Origin of the sequence: Roseicyclus salinarum, from assembly GCF_029624655.1 — a bacterium.
Lineage (GTDB): Bacteria > Pseudomonadota > Alphaproteobacteria > Rhodobacterales > Rhodobacteraceae > Roseibacterium > Roseibacterium salinarum.
The window spans coordinates 100,706-119,827 of record NZ_JARRSA010000008.1 but is presented as its reverse complement, the minus strand read 5'-3'; the positions used below and the strand labels follow the sequence as shown (position 1 = coordinate 119,827).

General features: G+C 71.1%; 18 protein-coding genes. 7 read left to right on the top strand and 11 right to left on the bottom strand.

Features of this window, described 5'->3' with window-relative positions; all coding sequences use genetic code 11:
* Positions 1-16: 16 nt before the first annotated feature.
* The 3 genes from P6F26_RS07515 to P6F26_RS07505 all read right to left on the bottom strand — a co-directional run bounded on the left by P6F26_RS07515 (position 17) and on the right by P6F26_RS07505 (position 4,047).
* The gene (locus P6F26_RS07515; protein ID WP_278028046.1) at positions 17-2,110 is read right to left on the bottom strand and encodes a peptidoglycan -binding protein; all 2,094 of its coding nucleotides are present in this window, start codon (positions 2,108-2,110) and stop codon (positions 17-19) included.
* 4 nt (positions 2,111-2,114) lie between these two features.
* Complete coding sequence (locus P6F26_RS07510; RefSeq protein WP_278028045.1) at positions 2,115-3,377, bottom strand: biopolymer transporter ExbB; 1,263 nt, start codon at positions 3,375-3,377, stop codon at positions 2,115-2,117.
* Between the two features lie 100 nt (positions 3,378-3,477).
* Positions 3,478-4,047, bottom strand: a complete 570-nt coding sequence (locus P6F26_RS07505) for a gamma-glutamylcyclotransferase (RefSeq protein WP_278028044.1) — start codon at positions 4,045-4,047, stop codon at positions 3,478-3,480.
* A 66-nt stretch (positions 4,048-4,113) separates the two neighbouring features.
* Between P6F26_RS07505 and P6F26_RS07500 the strand changes: the two genes are divergently transcribed.
* Positions 4,114-5,118 (top strand): DUF2125 domain-containing protein, encoded by a 1,005-nt coding sequence (locus P6F26_RS07500; protein ID WP_278028043.1) that lies wholly within the window; start codon positions 4,114-4,116, stop codon positions 5,116-5,118.
* Here P6F26_RS07500 and P6F26_RS07495 read toward each other — a convergent pair.
* The 4 genes from P6F26_RS07495 to P6F26_RS07480 all read right to left on the bottom strand — a co-directional run bounded on the left by P6F26_RS07495 (position 5,115) and on the right by P6F26_RS07480 (position 10,456).
* Positions 5,115-6,128, bottom strand: coding sequence for an extensin-like domain-containing protein (locus P6F26_RS07495; RefSeq protein ID WP_278028042.1), 1,014 nt, complete (start codon positions 6,126-6,128; stop codon positions 5,115-5,117). The genes P6F26_RS07500 and P6F26_RS07495 overlap by 4 nt on opposite strands.
* Positions 6,125-7,078, bottom strand: a complete 954-nt coding sequence (locus P6F26_RS07490) for a prephenate/arogenate dehydrogenase family protein (protein WP_278028041.1) — start codon at positions 7,076-7,078, stop codon at positions 6,125-6,127. The genes P6F26_RS07495 and P6F26_RS07490 overlap by 4 nt, the downstream gene beginning before the upstream one ends.
* Positions 7,075-8,160: a histidinol-phosphate transaminase gene (gene hisC / locus P6F26_RS07485; protein WP_278028040.1), complete on the bottom strand. Its 1,086-nt coding sequence runs from the start codon at positions 8,158-8,160 to the stop codon at positions 7,075-7,077. Before hisC ends, P6F26_RS07490 begins: the two co-directional genes overlap by 4 nt.
* Before the next feature lie 88 nt (positions 8,161-8,248).
* Positions 8,249-10,456: a primosomal protein N' gene (locus tag P6F26_RS07480; protein WP_278028039.1), complete on the bottom strand. Its 2,208-nt coding sequence runs from the start codon at positions 10,454-10,456 to the stop codon at positions 8,249-8,251.
* Positions 10,457-10,532: 76 nt separating this feature from the next.
* On the opposite strand from P6F26_RS07480, the gene fsa reads away from it, so the two are divergent.
* On the top strand, positions 10,533-11,186 hold the full coding sequence (gene fsa, locus P6F26_RS07475) for a fructose-6-phosphate aldolase (RefSeq protein ID WP_278028038.1): 654 nt from the start codon (positions 10,533-10,535) through the stop codon (positions 11,184-11,186).
* Positions 11,187-11,250: 64 nt separating this feature from the next.
* Here the strand turns inward: fsa and P6F26_RS07470 are convergent, their stop codons facing one another.
* A complete protein-coding gene (locus P6F26_RS07470) occupies positions 11,251-12,318 on the bottom strand; it encodes a YeeE/YedE family protein (protein WP_278028037.1) in 1,068 nt (355 codons plus the stop codon).
* Positions 12,319-12,661: 343 nt separating this feature from the next.
* On the opposite strand from P6F26_RS07470, the gene P6F26_RS07465 reads away from it, so the two are divergent.
* The 3 genes from P6F26_RS07465 (at position 12,662) to P6F26_RS07455 (ending at position 15,111) form a co-directional block, all read left to right on the top strand.
* On the top strand, positions 12,662-13,393 hold the full coding sequence (locus P6F26_RS07465; RefSeq protein WP_278028036.1) for a DUF484 family protein: 732 nt from the start codon (positions 12,662-12,664) through the stop codon (positions 13,391-13,393).
* Between the two features lie 10 nt (positions 13,394-13,403).
* The gene (locus P6F26_RS07460) at positions 13,404-14,339 is read left to right on the top strand and encodes a tyrosine recombinase XerC (RefSeq protein WP_278028035.1); all 936 of its coding nucleotides are present in this window, start codon (positions 13,404-13,406) and stop codon (positions 14,337-14,339) included.
* Between the two features lie 64 nt (positions 14,340-14,403).
* Positions 14,404-15,111 (top strand): CDP-alcohol phosphatidyltransferase family protein, encoded by a 708-nt coding sequence (locus P6F26_RS07455; protein WP_278028034.1) that lies wholly within the window; start codon positions 14,404-14,406, stop codon positions 15,109-15,111.
* 89 nt (positions 15,112-15,200) lie between these two features.
* Here P6F26_RS07455 and P6F26_RS07450 read toward each other — a convergent pair whose 3' ends face one another.
* From P6F26_RS07450 to P6F26_RS07440, 3 genes are all read right to left on the bottom strand, one after another.
* Positions 15,201-16,001 carry an inositol monophosphatase family protein gene (locus P6F26_RS07450; RefSeq protein WP_278028033.1) on the bottom strand — a complete coding sequence of 267 codons (801 nt, stop codon included), beginning with the start codon at positions 15,999-16,001 and terminating at the stop codon, positions 15,201-15,203.
* A 177-nt stretch (positions 16,002-16,178) separates the two neighbouring features.
* Entirely contained in the window at positions 16,179-16,643 is a 465-nt protein-coding gene (locus P6F26_RS07445; protein WP_278028032.1) for an MAPEG family protein, read from the bottom strand.
* 5 nt (positions 16,644-16,648) lie between these two features.
* Complete coding sequence (locus P6F26_RS07440) at positions 16,649-17,566, bottom strand: LysR family transcriptional regulator (RefSeq protein WP_278028031.1); 918 nt, start codon at positions 17,564-17,566, stop codon at positions 16,649-16,651.
* 93 nt (positions 17,567-17,659) lie between these two features.
* Between P6F26_RS07440 and metF the strand changes: the two genes are divergently transcribed.
* Together metF and P6F26_RS07430 are read left to right on the top strand one after the other, a co-directional pair.
* Positions 17,660-18,526, top strand: a complete 867-nt coding sequence (metF, locus tag P6F26_RS07435; RefSeq protein ID WP_278028030.1) for a methylenetetrahydrofolate reductase [NAD(P)H] — start codon at positions 17,660-17,662, stop codon at positions 18,524-18,526.
* Between the two features lie 70 nt (positions 18,527-18,596).
* Positions 18,597-19,085: a PaaI family thioesterase gene (locus tag P6F26_RS07430; protein ID WP_278028029.1), complete on the top strand. Its 489-nt coding sequence runs from the start codon at positions 18,597-18,599 to the stop codon at positions 19,083-19,085.
* The last annotated feature ends 37 nt before the right edge of the window (positions 19,086-19,122 follow it).

Sequence of the window (19,122 nt, the reverse complement as noted above, 5' to 3'; positions counted from 1 at the left end):
CGGAGCCCCTTGGCGATCACCGCTCGGTCAGCTTCAGCTCGATCCGCCGGTTCGCCGCGCGGCCGTCGGCGGTCTCGTTCGTCGCGACCGGCCGGTATTCCCCGAAGCCCGTTGCGGCGAGGCGCGAGGGCGGGATGCCAAGCTCTTCCGACATGTAGAGCACGACGGACAGCGCGCGCGCCTGACTCAGTTCCCAGTTGTTGGCGAAGGCGCCGCCGCCGGCGATCTGCTGGTTGTCCGTGTGGCCATCCACCCGGATGATCCAGTCGATGCTTTCGGGAATGTCGTCGGCGACCTCGGTCAGAAGGGCCGCAACGTTCTCGATCTGCGACAGGCCCTCGGGCGCGAGGTCGGCCGAGCCCACGTCGAACAGCACTTCGGACGAGAAGACGAAGCGGTCGCCGTCGATCCGGACGCCCTCGCGCCCCTCGAGCAGCTCGCGCAGCCGGCCAAAGAATTCCGAACGGTACCGCTCCAGCTCCTGCGCCTCGGCGGCGAGGCGGGCGGCCTCGGCGGCTTCGAGTTCGGCACGCACAGTCTCGGAGGAGGCCAGCGCGCGCTGCTCGGCGGCAAGACGGGCGAGCGCGGTATTCAGCTGCGAGCCCAGCGCCTCGATCTGGACCTGCGCCTCGGTGTCCTCGGCCGCGGCCTCGTCCAGAAGCGCCTGCAGCGAGGACAGCTGCGTGCGAAGCGCCGCGACCTGCTCGTTCAGAAGCGCGACCTGCCGCTCGTTCTCGGCCGAAGCCGCCTCGACCGTCTGCAACTCGTCATTGGCCTGGGCCAGAAGGGCCGCGCGCTCCTCGGCGGCCGACAGCGCGCGGGTCTGCGCGGCCTCGGCGGCGAGCCGCGCCCTCAGCGCGTCGGCCAGTTCGGCCTCGAGGGCGGTCATGTCGCTTTCGCGGGTCTCGAGTGCGGCGTCGGCCTCGGCGGCGCGCTGTTCGGCAGCACGAATGCGGGCCTGCAATTCGGCGAGCCGTGCCGCCGCGCTCGCCTCGGCGCTTTCGATCCGCGACAGGGCCAGGGCCAGCTGCTCCTCGAGGTCGGTCATGTCCTGGTCGCGGTCGTCCAGCATCGTGCGCATCCGCTCGGCCTCGATCTGTGCGGCGGCCAGCTGCTCTTCCAGCGAGCCGCGCGCCTCGACCTGCGCGAGCGCCGCGGCGAGCCGCGTGGCAAGGTCCTCGCGCGCGGCATCGGCGGCGGCCAGAAGCGTCAGCGTCTCCTCGGCCTCGCGGCGCTGTTCCTCCAGCGCCAGCGTCATCGAGGTCAGTTCCGCCTGCGCCGTCTCGAGGCGGGTGCGCAGCGCCTCGGCGGCGGCGGCTTCGGCAAGACGCGCGGCCTCGGCGTCGGAGAGCTCGGTCTGCGCGTCCGCAAGCCGCGCGCGCAGGGCCTCGGCGGCCGCCAGTTCGGCCAGCCGCGCCGCTTCGGCGTCGTCGAGCGCGGTCTCCAGTTCCGCAGCGCGCGCGGCCTCGCCCTCGGCCTGCTCCAGCGCGGCCAGCGTCTGCGCCAGCGTGGTCTCGCGGGTGGCCGCCTCGGCCTCCATCTCGGCCAGCATCGCTTCCAGCGCCTCGCGCTGCGCGGCGGCGAGGCGGGCGGCCTCGGCTGCGGCGTCGATTTCGTCTCGGGCGGAGGCCAGCGCGAGGTTCAGCGCCTCGGCGTCGTCCATCGCGTCCGCCGCCTCGGCGCGGGCCGCGTCGCGAGCGACGCCAAGCTCCCGGTTCTCGGCCAGAAGCGAGGCGACCTGCTCTTCGAACGAGGCGATCCGCGCCGATTGCCGCTCCCCTTCCGCCGTGAGGGCCGCGATCAGCGAGTCCTGCGCCGCCATCTCCTGCTCGGCCGCGTCGAGCGACCCGGTCAGCGTGGCGACGCGCGTCTCGAGCCGGTCGGCGCGCGTGCTCTCGAGGCCCAGCGCCTCGGACAGCTGGTTGAGCCGGGCATTCAGCGCGTTCAACTCGTCGTCCTGGCTGGTGATCTGCTCGCTCAGGACGAACTGCACCACCATGAAGATGGACAGCACGAAGATCATCACCATCAGAAGCGAGGTGATCGCATCGACGAAGCCGGGCCAGATGGCGCCTGAAAAGCGGGCCCCTGCGCGGCGCTGGAAGGCCATGGCGCTACTCCCCGACGTCCCGGCGCGGAACGGTCGGGCGGCGTCCAGCCGGCTGCGCGGCAGCGGTCGCGCGGCGCTGCACCGGCGCCTCGGCGGCGCGGGTCAGGGCGCGCAGCGCCTCGGTCAGCTGGTTGATGTCCGCCCGCAGCGCCTCGTTCTGGGGCACGCCCTCGTCTTCTTCGACGTCGGCCGCGCCGAACCCTTCGGCGATCTTGTAGAGCTGCACGTCGATCGACCGCAGGCGCATCCGGCTTTCCTCGTCGAGGCCGCCGGCGGCATGTCCGTCCTCGACGGCCTGGGCCAGGCGCTCCTGCGCGGCCGTCAGTTTCTCCACCGCCTCGACCTGGCCGAAGCCCATGCGGTCGGTCAGCCCGCCCACGGCCTGCGTCAGTTCCTGCAGGCGGGTGTCGGTCTCGGCACGGCGCGCCTCTGACTGCGCGAAGAGGCTCTGAAGGGTCTCGATCTGGTCGACCATGTGGTCGAGCACGGTGCCGATGGCGCTGCGGTCGACGCCGCCCTCGCCCTCGCCCGAGGACAGGCTGACGCGGGTGATCGAGGCGAGCCATTCCTCCATCTCGCGGTAGAAGCGGTTCTGCCCGTGGCCCGCGAACAGTTCCAGAAGCCCCACGACCAGCGAGCCGGCAAGGCCCAGAAGCGACGAGGCGAAGGCCGTGCCCATGCCGCCCAGCTGGTTCTCGAGGCCGTCCATAAGGCGGTTGAAGACGCCGATGCCTTCCTCGCCCGGGCCCGGCTGAAGGGAGCGGATCGTCTCGACCACCGCCGGAACCGTGGTGGCGAGCCCGAAGAAGGTGCCCAGAAGGCCGAGGAAGATCAGGAGGTTGGCGATGTAGCGCGTGATGTCGCGGCTTTCCTCCATCCGCGCGCCGACGCTGTCGAGAACGGACTTCGCGGAGGCCTGCGTGACCTGCATCCGCCCGCCGCGCACCCGGCCGATCGCAGTTGCGGCGGCAAGCAGGCCGGGCGGGCGTTCGAGGGCCTCCTGCCCCGAGCCGCTCGCCGCCTGCTCGATCCACGCCACCGACGAGAAAAGCTGGAACACCTGCCAGAAGCAGGCCACCACGCCGACCACGAAGACGATGCCGATGGTTCCGTTCAGGTAGGGGCTCGAAAGGAAGACCGGCTGGACCATGGGCCAGACCAGCACGCCGCCCGCGATGACGCAGGCAAGGATGATCAGCATCAGAACGATCTGACGCGTCGGTCGGGTGATGCGCACGCTTTCCGCGCCCTCGGTCCTGCTCGCCACGGCCCCTCTCAGGCGTTTTCGCTTTTGCGAACTCTACAGTCGCGGCGCGGCGAAGCCAATGGCCGACTGGGACCGCGGGCCACCCCGCAGCATGATGTGATCACTCCGTCGCCGCGAGGGCGCGCACCCGGTCCACCAGCCAGTCGAGATCCGCGTCCGCGAGGCCGAGCTCGCTGAGGTGCAGGGCGGTGTTGTAGAGGTATTCGTCGTTGGGCCCGCGCCCGCCGACCGCACCGGCGATGATGCGCGCCTGCGTCTCGAGGTCCAGATCGCCGCGATACTGCACGTGGCCCGGATCGATGACGTAGGTCAGCACATCCTCCCGCCTCGTGCCGCAGTCGTGGAAGACGACGGCGAGGCGCGTCTCGAGATAGGCCGAGGACACCAGTTCCCGTTCGCGAAGGTAGTCGATGGTCGCCCCGGCATGTGCGGCCGCGACCCGGAAGGCGAGGCCGTCGCAATGCGCGTCGCGGGCCGCGTCCAGCGCGAGGACGAGGCCGGGTCGCGCCGGCGTGCCGCGATGGTGGATCGAGGACATGCAGAAACTGCGATGCCAGCCGTGCAGGCGCGCCGGGCGCGCCTCGGCCACAGGAAACCCCGGGTTCCAGAGAAGCGAGCCGTAGCCGAAGACCCAGAGATCCTCCGCCGTTTCGTGTTCCGTGCCGTTCATCGTCATGGTCCTTGCCCTCGCGCACGGCTATATCGGGCCACGAGCGGAAACGAAACGGGGTGGCCGGTGCTGAGGCGTCTTGCGATCGGACTTTCGGTGCTGGCGCTTGGCGCAGCGGTGTTCTGGTTCGCCTCGGCGCTGGCGATCCGGGGCGTTGTGGCCGACTGGCTCGAGGCGCGGGCCGACGAGGGCTGGCTGGTCAACTATGCCGAGATCTCCGTCACGGGCTTCCCGTCGCGGTTCCGCACGGAGCTGACGGCGCTGGAGCTGGCCGACCCCGAAACGGGCTGGGTCTGGACGCTGCCCGCACTGGTCTTCGAAAGCCGCCCGTTCCGGCCTGGCCACATCCTCGCCACCTGGCCCGCCGAGCAATCCCTCGCCTCGCCGTTCGAGCGCCTCACGATCCGCGCGGCCACGATGACCTCCGAGCTGGACGTGCGCACCGCGGAGGACCTCGCGCTCGATCTGTCCGACACCCGCCTCGCCGACGTGACGATCGAAAGCAGCGCCGGCTGGCGCATGGCCTTGGCAGAAGGGCGCCTGACCATGGCGCGGCGCGAGGATGGCGCGGCAAGCTACGACGTCGCCTTCTCGGCCACGGGCCTTGTCCCGCCCGCGCCGCTCCGCACGCAGATCGACCCCGCGGGGATCCTGCCCGAAACCGTTTCGGTCCTTCATTACGAAGCGGCGATGGACTTCGACCGCCCCTGGGACATCCGCGCGATCGAAGAGCGGCGGCCGCAGATCACCCGGCTCGACCTGCGCGGAACGGAGGCCGCGTGGGGTCCGCTTTTCCTGCGGGCGGCGGGCGAGATGGACGTAGGCCCCGAGGGTATTCCGGAGGGCGCGCTGGCGATCCGCGCCGAGAACTGGCGCGACATGGTGGAGCTTGCGGTCAATGCGGGCCTCCTGCCCGAGCGGCTCGCCGGCACCGCCGAGGGGCTTCTGGGCGTCGTCGCCGGCCTGTCGGGCGACCCCGAGGTAATCGACGCGGAGCTGGCGTTTTCGGACGGCCGCACGTATCTCGGACCGCTGCCCATCGGCCCCGCGCCACGCCTCGCGCTGCGCTAGCGGCAGTAGCTGCCCGAGCGGTAGGAGGCCACGTCGAAGTGGAAGTGGTCGCGGTGGAAGCGGTCCGAATTCGGGCCCAGCACCGTGCCGAAGGGGCCGCAGGCCGCCTGGTGAAGCCGTCGCAGGATCCGCCCCTCGCGCCCGCCCCGCCAGTCGTCCAGCACGGTCAGCTCCGAGCCGTCGGCCAGCCCGATCCCCGCGATGTCGATCGCGTTCCCGCGGGCATGTTCGCTGAGGCGCGCGCCGCTCTGGGAATTGCGGGTCCGGCAGGCATAGGAGGCCACGACGCGCAGGTTGCGCACGCCCCCGCCGGTGCGCCCGACGGTGGGCACCAGCCCCTCGCGCACCCACGTCCGGAGCGCGCGCGCGGTATCGCAGGAGATCGTGGCGGGCGTCGTCAGCGCAACACCGTCGATCTCGCGCAGGCGCACAGGCTCGGCGATGCCGCAGCCCGAGGCGCGGCCGGTGATCGGCTGCAGCCGTTCGCCCACAAGCCCCGGGATCCCGCACAGCGCGCCGTGCGTGCCGGGCTGCGTCACGCGGCCCGGTGTCAGGCGCGCGGCGGCGGCGCGGGTTACGCGCTCCAGCCCCTCGGGGCGGCCCGAGGGCCGCAGAGAGCGCGAAGGCGCGGTCCGAGTCGCCGCGGCGAAGCCCGGACGGGGATCGGCCAGCCGCAGGCCCGCGGAGGCGAGCGCGAAGGCCGATGCCTCGGCGGCGCGCGGTCCGGGGCCGGAGGGGGACGTGGCCGCGCCGCCCCGCGCCACCGGCCGGAGCGAGGCGCCGGGGGCAAGCCGCGAGGCATCGACCATGACACGCATGGGCAGCGACGCCGAGGACGCCGAGGGCACGCGGTCCGGCATCGGCATCGCCACCGCGGCTTCGGCCGTTGCGCGCGGCAGCGGCAGCAACGAGCGCGAGGGCGCCTCGGCCATCGCGGGGACGAGCATCGCCGCGAACGTCAGGACGTGCGACAGCGCGGCAAGGCCCGCGCTTCGCAGTCCTCGCCTCATCCGGCCGCGTCCTCGTTGCGTGACGGGGCGGCCCGCGGCGTGGGCTTGCGCCCGAAATCGGGAGCGTCGGTGTCCTGCCCCGCCTCGATGATCCCGCGACGGATCGCGCGCGTCCGGGTGAAATAGGCGTGCAGATGGTCGCCGTCGCCCCGCCGGATGGCCCGCTGCAGGGCGAACAGCTCTTCGGTGAAGCGGCCGAGGATCTCCAGCGTCGCGTCCTTGTTGGTCAGGAAGACGTCGCGCCACATCGTCGGGTCGGACGCCGCGATGCGGGTGAAATCGCGGAAGCCGGCGGCGGAATACTTGATGACCTCGCTGTCGGTCACGCGGCGCAGGTCGTCGGCCACGCCGACCATCGTGTAGGCGATCAGGTGGGGCGTGTGCGAGGTGACGGCCAGCACGAGGTCGTGGTGATCGGCGTCCATCTCCTCGACGTTCGCGCCGCACCCCTCCCAGAGCCTGCGGAGCCGGTCGATCGCCTCGCGCTCCTCGCCGGGGTCGGGCGTCAGGAGGACGTAGCGGTTGTCGAACAGCTCGGCGAAGCCCGAGCGCGGCCCCGAATGCTCCGTCCCGGCCAGCGGGTGGCCCGGCACGAAATGCACGCCGTCGGGGACGTGCGGTGCGCATTGGGCGATCACGTCGCGCTTGACCGACCCCACGTCGGTCACGGTCGCGCCCGCCTTCAGGACCGGCGCGATGTCCCGCATGACGTCGCCCATGACGCCCACCGGCACGCACAGGACCACGAGGTCGGCGTCCCGCGCCGCCTCGGCGGGCGTCTCGACGATGCGATCGCACAGGCCGATCTCGGCCGCCACGCGCCGCGTCTCCTGCGACCGCGCGGTGCCGACGATTTCGCGGGCCAGACCGGCGCGACGGATGGCGTGCGCCATCGACCCCGCGATGAGGCCAAGCCCGATCAGCGCGACGCGGTCATAGATCACGCTCATTCGGCCCCCTTGAAGGACGCGAGCGCCGACAGGACGCGGTCGTTGTCCTGCGGCCGGCCCACGGTGATCCTCAGGCATTGGGGCAGGCCGTAGCTTTTGGGAGCGCGCACGATGATCCCCTCGGACTTGAGGTGGGCGTCGGCGGCGTCCGCCTCGGCCTCGTCGGCGAAACGCGCGAGGACGAAATTCGCGAAGCTCTCATCGCACGCGATGCCGAGCTGGCGCAGCCCTCCGGTCAGCCGCGCGCGCTCGGCGGCGTTGACGCGCAGGCATTCCGCGACCCATTCCACGTCGCGCACCGCCGCCTCGGCCCCCGCGAGCGCCACGTTGGACAGGTTGAAGGGCTGGCGGATGCGCGTCAGCACCTCGATGATCGCGCGCGGCGCGTAGCCGAAGCCCACGCGAACGCCGCCCAGGCCGTAGACCTTCGAGAAGGTGCGCGTCATCACGACGTCGCCGCGCGCTTCGACAAGACGCGCGCCGCCGTCGTAATCGTCCACGAACTCGACGTAGGCGCCGTCCATCACCAGCAGGCACCCGTCGGGAAGCCTCGCGGCGAGATCCTCGAACGCGGCGAGCGGCAGCATCGTTCCCGTCGGGTTCGCGGGGTTGGCGATGAAGACCAGCCGCGTCCGGGGCGTGACGGCGTCGAGGATCGCCGCGGGATCGACGACGCGCTCGCGCTCGGGCGCGACGACGGGCGTGGCGCCGGCGGCCAGCGCGCAGATGCGGTACATCCCGAAGCCGTGCTCGGGATAGAGCACCTCGTCTCCCGGACCCGCATAGGCCTGGCACAAAAGCTGGATGATCTCGTCCGAGCCGACGCCGCAGATGATCCGCTCGGGGTCCAGGCCGTGGATCTCGCCGATGGCGCGGCGCAGCCCCGCATGGTCCGTCGAGGGATAGCGGTGCGCCATCGTCGCGGCCTCGGCCATCGCGCCGACGGCCGAGGGCGGCGGCCCGAACGGGCTTTCGTTGGAACTCAGCTTCAGGGGCGCGGCATGGCCCGGCAGGCTGCTCTGACCGCCCTCGTAAAGGGCGATGTCGAGAATGCCGGGCTTGGGCTCGATCGACACGGGCATGGATATCTCGCGATGGTCCCTCGGGTGCCGCGCCTTCTAGCGGGCTTGGCGAGGCAAGGAAACTGCAAATGGAGGCCGGAAAACGCTATCAGTAGAAGCTTTGCGGGTCGATGTCGACGCTCAGCCTGACATGGGAAGGCGGCTTCAATCCGCCGATCCAGCGCCCGATCGCGGCCTGCAGGGGGGCCCCCTTCGGCGCCTTCACCAGAAGGCGGACGCGGTGCCGCCCCCGGACGCGCGCGATGGGCGCGGGCGCGGGCCCGTAGACGACGGCGCCCGCGACGCGGATCGGCCCGTCGTTCCGCGCCAGGTGGGTGCCGAGGTCGAAGGCGCTGGCGGCGTCGTTCGCGCTGATGATGATGCCCGCGAGACGCCCGTAGGGCGGCATCCCGGCCGCCTCCCGCTCGGCGGCCTCGGCACGCCAGAAGCTTTCCTCGTCGCCCGCCAGGATCGCGCGGATCACCGGATGCTCGGGCTGGAACGTCTGGAGCAGGGCCACGCCGGGCTTCTCGGCGCGCCCGGCCCGCCCCGAGACCTGCCGCATCAGCTGGAAGGTGCGCTCGGCCGCGCGCAGGTCGCCACCCTGCAGGCCGAGGTCCGCGTCCACCACCCCCACCAGCGTCAGGCGCGGGAAGTTGTGCCCCTTCGCCACCAGCTGCGTGCCCACGATGATGTCGGTGTCGCCCTCGGCGATCTCCTCGATCTGGGCCTTGAGCGCGCGGGCCGAGCCGAAGAGATCCGAGGACAGGACCGCGATCCTGGCGTCGGGAAAGGCTGCCGCCGCCTCTTCGGCGACGCGCTCCACGCCGGGGCCGACGGCTGCCATCCGCCCCTCGACGCCGCAGGTCGGGCAGGCCTCGGGCAGGGGCCGCGTCTCGCCGCACTGGTGGCAGACCAGTCGCTTGAGGAAGCGGTGCTCGACCATTCGCGCGTCGCAATGCTCGCAGCCCACCTGCGCGCCGCAGGCCCGGCACAGCGTCACCGGCGCATAGCCTCGGCGGTTCAGGAACAGCAGCGCCTGCTCCCCGGCCCGGATGCGGGCGGCGACCTCGCCGGTCAGGGTCGGCGAAAGCCACGACTGCCCCGGAAGGTCCTCCGTGCGCATGTCGATGGCGGCCATCTCGGGCAGGACGGCGGTGCCGAAGCGCGAGGTCAGATCGAGGCGCGCATACTTGCCCGCCTCGGCGTTGGCCCAGCTCTCCAGCGACGGCGTGGCCGAGGCCAGCACGACCTGCGCGTCGTTGAGCGAGGCGCGCAGCACGGCCATGTCGCGCGCATTGTAAAGCGCGCCCTCCTCCTGCTTGTAGGAACTGTCGTGTTCCTCGTCGACGACGATCAGGCCGAGGTCGCGGAACGGCAGGAACAGGGCCGAGCGCGCGCCCACGACGAACTGCGCCTCGCCCTGCCCCAGCATCTTCCAGCAGCGCCGGCGCTCGGTCATGGTGACGCCCGAGTGCCATTCGGCGGGCCGGGTGCCGAAGCGCGCCTCGACGCGCGTGAGGAACTCGGCCGTCAGCGCGATCTCGGGCAGCAGCACCAGCGCCTGCCGCCCCGCGCGAAGCGTCTCGGCCACCGCTTCGAGATAGACCTCGGTCTTGCCTGACCCCGTGACGCCCTTCAGCAGCGTCGTGCCGTAGCGGCGCGAACGGATGGCGGCGCGCAGCGTCTCGGCCGCCCGCGCCTGATCCTCGGTCAGCGCCTTGCCCGGCCGGTCGGGGTCGAGCGGCAGGTAAGGCGCGTCGCGCGGGGTGTCCGTCTCCTCGACCACGCCCTGAGCGGCCAGCCCCTTGACGACGCTGGTAGAAACACCGGCCAGCGCGGACAGTTCCGACAGCGTGAAGCCGAGGCCGCCATATTCCACAAGCGTCTCGACCACGCGGCGACGGGCGGGCGTCATCCGGTCGGCCTCGCCCTGCCCCAGCCGGTAGACCTTGCGCATCGAGGGCGGATCCGACAGGCCGGGCACGCGCGTGGCGAGACGAAGCATCTGGCTCATCGGCGTCAGCGTGTAGGCTCCGGCGCGCGCAAGGAACTCGCGCATTTCCTCGCGCATCGGCGCCGCGTCGAGGACGCGCGTGACGGCCCGCACCTTCGCCGGGTCGAAGTCGCCCTTGCCCGCGCCCCACACCACGCCCAGCACCTTGCGCGGCCCCAGCGGCACCTCGACGAACGCGCCCATCCAGCACCCGCCCGGAGGCGCGCGGTAGTCGAGCACCCGGTCGAGCGGCTCGGGCGTCAGGACCCCGATCAGCGCCCCCTCCTCGAAATGCGATGGCATGGAACTGGCGACGCTCATGTCTTTAAGGTAGTCCACCCTTGCGCTAGAAGGCCGCCAGATGATCACGGCCCCGGCACGAAAGGAACCTGACCCAATGAAATTCTTTGTGGATACCGCCGACATCGACGCCATCCGCGACCTGGCCCAGCTTGGCATCGTCGACGGGGTCACCACGAACCCATCCCTCATCATGAAATCCGGCCGCGACATCAAGGAGGTCACCGCCGAAATCTGCCAGCTCGTCGATGGCCCCGTCTCGGCCGAGACCGTGGCGATGGACGCCGAGGGCATGATCGCCGAGGGCAAGGAACTGGCGAAGATCGCGGACAACATCGCGATCAAGGTGCCGCTGACGTGGGAAGGCCTGAAGGCCTGCAACGCGCTGACCGACGAAGGTTTCATGGTCAACGTGACGCTCTGCTTCTCGGCGAACCAGGCGCTGCTGGCCGCGAAGGCGGGCGCGACCTTCATCTCGCCCTTCATCGGCAGGCTCGACGACGTCAACGTGGACGGCATGGACCTGATCGCCGAGATCCGCCAGATCTACGACAACTACTCCTACGACACCGAGATCCTCGCGGCCTCGATCCGCACGGTGAACCACATCAAGCAGGCCGCCCTGATCGGCGCCGACGTGATCACCGCGCCGCCGGGCGTGATCCACTCGATGGCCGCACACCCGCTGACGGACAAGGGCCTGGAGGGGTTCCTGAAGGACTGGGCCAAGACGGGTCAGAAGATCCTCTGAACGCCATCCCGGAACGAAGAAGGGCGGCCCCTCAAGGCCGCCCTTCTTCTTTCCGGGGGGCGGTTCACTCCGCCGCGACGAGCCCGCGCGCCCCGCGGCCCGCACGCGCCTCGAGCGCGCCTGCGGCGAGGATGCCCGCGACGATCGACCCGAAGGCGAGGATCGCGGCCAGCGACAGCGTCGGGATGCCCGACAGGCCTGCACCCACCGTGCAGCCACCCGCAAGAACGCCGCCCACGCCCATCATCGCCGCGCCCGACAGCGAGCGGCCCATCTGCGCGGGACCCTCGAAGCCTTCCCACGCGAACCGGCGCGACAGGAGCGCGGCGGCGAATGATCCGGCCAGAACGCCCCCGATCAGACCCACGCCGAAGCCCGGCGCGCGCAGCGTCGAGGCGATGGACCAGAACAGCGTGTCGGCCCAGGGCGCCGTGAAGGACAGGCTTTCGAGCGCGATGGGGTCGAACTCGTCATGGAGAAGATAGCCCGTGCCGATCCAGCCCGCCGGAACGGTGGCACCCAGAAGCGCCGCGCCCGCAAGGCTCCAGCGGCCAGCGCCCGACCGGAACGCGATTGCCAGCGCCGCGGCGGCAAGCGCGGCGGTCCAGGTCCAGGCGCCACCGGGCAGACCGGCGAGCGATACCGCGCCCGGATCGACCGTGACCGACGCGAGGCCAGTGCGCACCGGCGTCAACGCACCCTGAAGCGTCGCGTGGGCCGCCACCGCGAATACGAACAGCGCCGAGAGCGCGCGCAGGTTGCCGCCGCCCGTCAGCACCGTGAGGCGCGTGATGCAGCCGCGCGCAAGAACCGCCCCCGCGCCGAACAGAAGTCCCCCCGCGACCAGCAGCAGGACCGGGAGGGACGCCGCATGGAAGCGGTGCGCGCCGAAGTCGATCCACCCCGCGGCGACCGCCGCCTGCGTGCCGATCATCGCGACGGCGAAGGCGAGCGCCCAGACGCCGCGCGCCGCGCGCCGTTCGTGCCTGGGGCCGACGAGCGCGCGGCGCAGGCAGAACCGCGTGAGGAAGGCGAGCGCGCCGAAGGCAAGGCCCAGCGCAAGTCCCAGCCAGACGGAGGCCGCGCGCGGGCCGATCTCGGGACCGAGGTAGAGGGACAGGGTTTCGAACACGGGAAAGGACCTCCAGCGGCGTCAATCCGGGCGATCTAGGGCCGCATCCGGTCTTCTGCAACGTCACCGGCGGGAACGGGCGTTTCGCGAACGCGCGCTCACGGGTCCGCCCGTTTCGTCGATGCACCCGCCAAGGTCCGTTTTCGGTCGCAGTGTCCCGCAAGCAAACCGGCCGGACCTTTTTGGCACCCGCAGGGGGCCCTCCCCGCGCCGCCGGCCTGTGTCCCCTGCCCAACAGGGGGCGGCCCGCGTGTGGCGCCCGCGGGAAAAGCCTTCCCGGCGGCGCGCGGCTCGTGGTAGCCCTCGGGGCAACAATGCGAAAAAAACGTGCGAGGCAGATTCCGTGAGCAGCGAACAGGCCGGCAGCCGGCAGGATTTCATCGAAGACTGGCGCGCGCGCGTGCTGTCCGACCCCGAACTCATCCTCGAGGACCGCGACCTGATGCGCGCCCTCATCTCCGCGAACGACCGGCAGATGGGCGGCAACATCGTGGACATGCGCGGCATCGCGATGGAGCGGCTCCAGAACCGGCTCGAGCGGCTGGAGGACACGCATCGCTCGGTGATCGCGGCCGCCTACGAGAATCTCGCGGGCACCAACCAGGTGCACCGGGCCGTGCTGAGCCTGCTCGACCATCACGACTTCACCGCCTTCCTGAGCGCGCTCGGCACCGATGTCGCGGGCATCCTGCGCGTCGACCGCATCCGGCTGGTTCTGGAATCCGCCGAGGCGACCGAGACCGAGGCACCCCGCGTTCAGAAGCTGGAGGACGTGCTTACCGTGGTGCGCCCGGGCTTCGTGCGGGACTACGTCACCGGCGGCCGCGACGTGCCCTCGCGGCAGGTGACGCTGCGCCAGATCACCGGCGGCTCCTACCGCATCTTCGGCGACGACGCGGCGGACTGGATCAAGTCCGAGGCGCTCCTGCAGCTCGACCTCGGCGCCGGTCGCCTGCCGGGCCTTCTGGTGATGGGCTCCGAGCATCCCCACCAGTTCCGCCCGACGCAGGGCACCGACCTTCTGACCTTCTTCGCGGGCGCGTTCGAACGCCTCATGCGCCGCTGGCTCGATTGAGGCCGGGGCGATGAGCCTCGCCCTCACCCCCGCCGCACGCGATCTCCTGGAAGCATGGCTCGCGCATCTGCGCGGAGTGCGCGGCCGCGCCCCGGCCACGATCGGGGCTTACGGGCGCGACGTCACGGGCTTTCTCGCGTTCCAGGCCGGCCATCTCGGCGGCGCGCCGGGCCCGGCCGAGCTTCGCGGCCTCGGCGCGCGCGACATCCGGGCGTGGATGGCGGCCGAACGCGGCCGGGGCGTGGGCGCGCGGTCCCTTGCGCGGGCGCTTTCGTCGGTGAAGTCCTTCTACGGCTGGTGGGCCGAGCGCGACGGGTTCGACGCGACGGCCGTCCTGTCGATGCGCGCGCCCCGTCACCAGCGCCGCCTTCCGCGCCCGCTGAGCGAGGACGGCGCGCGCGAGATGCTGTCTGGCGTCGGCATGCAGGACGCGCGCGACTGGGTTTCGGCCCGCGACATCGCGGTCGTCACGCTGCTCTACGGCTGCGGGCTGAGGATTTCCGAGGCGCTCGGCCTCGACGCTCGGCTTCTGCCGCTGCCCGACACGCTGCGCATCCGCGGCAAGGGCGGCAAGGACCGCGAGGTGCCGGTCCTGCCCGCGGCGCGCGCCGCGGTCGACCGTTATGCCGCGCTCTGCCCGCATGACCTGGCGCCCGGCACGCCGATCTTCCGCGGCATCCGGGGTGGCGCGTTGGGACCGCGCCACGTCGCGCGGGTGATGGAACGCGCGCGGATGCAGCTTGGGCTTCCCGCGACCGCCACGCCGCACGCGATGCGCCACTCCTTCGCCACGCATCTTCTGGACGCCGGCGGAGACCTGCGCGCGATCCAGGAACTTCTGGGCCACGCCAGCCTTTCCACGACACAGGCCTACACCGCCGTTGACACCGCGCGGCTGATGGAGGTCTACGCCTCGGCCCATCCGCGGGCGCGGTCCGCCGGATGACCCGCGGCACGAAGCGTCACGCAACGGTTGCAAACGCCTCGGCAAGCGGGCATCACGCCGCCCCATGACCCCCCGCATGTCGGCCTTTTCCGTCCACCTCTTCACCGCGATCGGCGCGTCCATCGCCATGCTGGCGCTGCACGAGGCGTTCGAGCAGAACTGGGCGAGCATGGCGATCTGGCTTGCCGTGGCCTTCGTGGTGGACGGGATCGACGGGCCGCTTGCGCGCCATTACGACGTGAAGCGCAACGCGCCCGAGATCGACGGCGTGCTCATGGACCTGATCATCGACTTCCTCACCTACGTCGTGATCCCGGCCTATGCGCTCTATGCCTCGGGGCTTCTGCCGGGCTGGTCGGGGTGGTTGGCGGTCCTGCTGATCCCCTTCGCAAGCGCGATCTACTTCGCCGACACGCGGATGAAGACCGAGGACAACAGCTTTTCGGGGTTCCCCGGATGCTGGAACATGGCCGTGCTTGCGTTCCTCGTCATCGCGCCGCCTTGGTGGGTGACGCTTGCGCTGGTCGTGGTGCTGACGGCGGCGATGTTCCTGCCGCTGAAGTTCATCCACCCCGTGCGCACCGCGCGCTGGCGGCCGCTGTCGCTGGCGGCCGCGATCATCTGGACGGGGGGAATCGGCTGGGCCGCGTGGACCGACTTCGCCTCGAACCCGGTCCTGACGCTCATCGTGGCGATCACCTCGGCCTACCTCGCCTTGGCGGGCATAGCGCAGCAGCTGCAGCCCCAGAGGAAGCGGCAGGGCCGCGCCTGAGGGCCTGCGCCGTCCGCATCGAAGATCGCATGATGCATGGCGGCGGAGGGCCGCGCGGCGTCGTCAGGTGTCGAGGCGTGCCCCCAGGGTCAGCTCTCTGGCCGCTCCCGGATCACCTCGGCGAAGCGGTCGAAGATTGCGCCCGAGCCCGCGACAAGCTGGCCGTCCGCCAAGATGTCCTGCGCCTCGCGGATTGGCGCGACAAGGCCGCCGGCCTCGCGCACCAGCAAGATGCCCGCGGCGATGTCCCACGGATGGAGGCCGCGTTCCCAGTAGCCATCGTAGCGCCCCGCCGCGACATAGGCGAGGTCGAGCGCCGCCGACCCCCAGCGCCGCACGCCCGCCACCCGCGGCATCAGCCGCGCGAGATCCTGAAGCGTGGCGGGAAGGTATCGTGCGCCGCCGAAGGGGATGCCGGTCGCGAAGACGCACTCGATCATGTTCGTCCGGCCCGAGACGCGCAGCCGCTGGCTGTCGTTCAGCCATGCGCCCGCGCCCTTCTCGGCGTAGAACATCTCGTCCTTCGCCGGATCGAAGACGACGCCCGCCACGATCTCGCCCTTGTGCTCAAGTCCGATCGACACCGCCCAATGCGGCATCCCGTGCAGGAAGTTGGTCGTGCCGTCCAGCGGATCGACGATCCAGCGCCGCGTCGGATCCTTGCCCTCGATCTGCGTCCCCTCCTCGCCGAGGAACCCGTAGTTGGGACGCGCCTCCATCAGCTCGGTCTTGAGGATCTCCTCGGCGGCGCGGTCCGCGCGCGACACGAAGTCTCCGGGCCCCTTGGCCGAGACCTGGAGGTTCTCCACCTCGCGGAAGTCCTTCACGAGGCTGCGCCCGGCCTTCCGGGCGGCCTTGATCATGATGTTGAGATTGGCGGAGCCCTGCATGGTGTCGGTCCTTCGGGGAGATGCCGGGGCGCTATAGTGGAGAGCGGGGGACTTGCCAAGGTCGCGGCGCGAGACGCCTTCGAGGCACTGGCCTAACGCGGAGAGGCGAGCGATGCGGCGCGGCGGCGCGCGCGGCCCCGTGCGGCACGGGTCCTGCCACGCGCAGGCCTCGGGCCCTCAGGCCAGTGCCGCGACCAGAACGTGCACCGCCATGTAGATCACGACGAGCGACCCGGCCGTGTAGAAGGTCGCCCGTGTCTCGTGACCCCGAGCGGCGGCGTAGGCCCACGCATGGCCCGCCCGCGCAAGCACGAAGCCGCCGCAGGTCAGCCAAGCCAGCCACAGCGGCGGCCCGGTCAGCACGAACAGGAGGCCCGCGACCCAGAAGCCGGGAATGTTCTCCAGGTCGTTGCGGTGCATCCGCCGCGACCGCTCGACCTCGTCCACCGGGTCGAGCTGTCCCGCGCGGGGCGCCCGGTTGAGCAGGCCCGGCCGCGCATCCTCGGGGCTTGCGTAGCCGCCCCCGGACGTCGTCATCCGCCAGACCGTCACCCAACCCTGCCCCATCACCTTCAGCACGCCGAGCGCCGCGGCGACGGCATAGACCGCGAAGACAGGGTTGTCGAAGGTCAGCAGATCCATCGCCCCTACGCGGCCTCATGCCTGCGCTGCAGCTTCGGCGGCTCGGTGCGGCACAGCTTCAGCACATGGGACATGAACGGCTTGCCCGTGTCCTCGGCCCGCGTCGCCCCATAGAGGCGACGGGTGATCCCGCCCTCGGTCAGTCGGCGCGTGACGATGGAGCCCGGCGTGCGCGGATCGCGCACCACCCAGTCGGGCAGGACGGCCACGCCGCGCCCCGAGGCGACCAGCAGAAGCATCACCGCCGACAGCTCGACCTGCCGCACCGTCCGGGGCTCGATGCCCGCGGGAAACAGAAGCTGGCTGAACACGTCGAGGCGCGCGCGCTCCACCGGATAGGTGATGAGCGTCTGGTCGGCGAAATCCGCCGCCTCGATCCATTCCCGGCCCGCAAGCGGGTGGTCGGCGGCGCAGACGAAGACCGGCTCGTAATCGAAGAGCGGCGTGAAATCGACGCCCGACAGGTCCTCGGGGTCCGACGACACGACAAGGTCCACCTCCTGGCGCAGCAGCGCCGGAAGAGCCTCGAACTGGAGGCCGGGGCGGATGTCCACGTCGACCTCGGGCCAGGACATGCGGAACGCCTCCAGCACCGGCAGAAGCCAATCGAAACAGGCGTGGCATTCGATGGCGATGTGCAGCCGCCCCGACTTGCCCGACCGCAGGCCCTCGAACTCTTCCTCCAGCGCGGCGAGGCGGGGCAGGATGTCCTCGGCCAGCCGCAGAAGCTTCATGCCCGCCGAGGACAGGCGCATGGGTTTGGCGCGGCGCACGAACAGCTCGACCCCGGCCTGGTCCTCGAGACCCTTGATCTGGTGGGACAGCGCGCTCTGCGTGATGTGCAGCCGCTCGGCCGCCCGCGCAAGGCCGCCCTCCTCGTGGATCGCCCGGATCGTCCTCAGGTGGCGGAACTCGATATGCATGTCAGGCTCATATTGATCTTGAGGATTATGAAATTGCCGCAAGCTCTACTCTATGCGACATCCTGATGCGTCATTTCAAGGACTGGAATCGCCATGCCCTCCCCCCGCGTCTCGTTCGAGTTCTTCCCCCCCAAATCGCTCGAGGCCTCTTTCAGGTTGTGGGAGACGCTGGGCGTCCTCGCTCCGCTCGATCCCGGGTTCGTCTCCGTCACCTACGGCGCGGGCGGCACCACGCGGGCGCTGACGCATGACGCCGTCCGGACGATCCACAAGAACTACGGCGTTCCGGTCGCAGCGCACCTCACCTGCGTCGACGCCACCCGCGCCGAGACCCTCGAGATCGCGGACAGCTACGCCGCGGCCGGCGTCACCCAGATCGTGGCCCTGCGCGGCGACCCGCCGAAGGGCCAGGGCCGCTTCGTTCCGCACCCCGAGGGTTTCGCGGATTCCGTCGAGCTGACGCGCGCGCTGGCCGTGACCGGCAAGTTCGCGATCAGCGTGGGCGCCTACCCCGACCCCCACCCCGAGGCGCGCTCGATGCAGGACTGCGTCGACCACCTCAAGCGCAAGATCGACGCCGGCGCCAGCTCGGCGATCACGCAGTTCTTCTTCGAGGCCGAGACCTTCTTCCGCTTCCGCGACGCCTGCGCGGCCGCGGGCATCGACGCGCCGATCATTCCGGGCATCCTGCCGATCAACTCGTGGAAGGGCGTCCGCAAGTTCGCCGAAAGCTGCGGCGCGCGAATCCCCGCCTGGGTCGACGAAGCCTACGAGGCGGCCGTCCGCGACGACCGCGAGCGGCTCCTGTCCACGGCGCTGTGCACCGAGCTGTGCACCGAACTCATGGAGGGCGGTGTCGAGGACCTGCACTTCTACACGCTGAACTCGCCGGACCTTACCCGCGACGTCTGCGCCGCGCTCGGCGTGACCCCGAAGGTGGAACTGTCAGAAGTCGCCTGAGCCGGACTTGCCTTCGCGGCGCGGCCGTGCTCGCCTGCGGGCGATGCCGCGCCAGCCCGAAGGCCCCCCGATGCCACAGCCGTTCTTCGTCGCCACGCATGGCGATCTCCCGGACCCCGCGACGCTCGCCTCGATGTCGGGCCTCGACGCGATGCGCCGGGTCGCCGAGGGGACGCTGCCGCAGGCCCCGATCGCGAAGCTCCTGAACTTCCGGCTGTCGGACGTCTCGAAGGGCGAGGCCGTGTTTCACGGCGCGCCCCTCTTCGAGCATCTCAACCCGATGGGGGGCGTGCACGGCGGCTGGTACGGCGCGCTTCTGGACAGCTGCATGGGCTGCGCCGTGATGACAGGCCTCGCCCCCGGTCGCGCCTACACCACGCTCGAATACAAGGTGAACCTGGTGCGCGCGATCCCCGAGGGGCACGCCGTCATCGCCACAGGCCGCGTCGTCCACGGCGGGCGCACCACCGCCGTCGCCATGGGCGAGATTTGCTGCGCCACGACCGGACGGCCCTTCGCGACAGGCTCGACCACCTGTCTCATCATGGATGCTGCTTGACGCCATCAGGCCCCGCGAATTGACTTGCGGCGCGCTT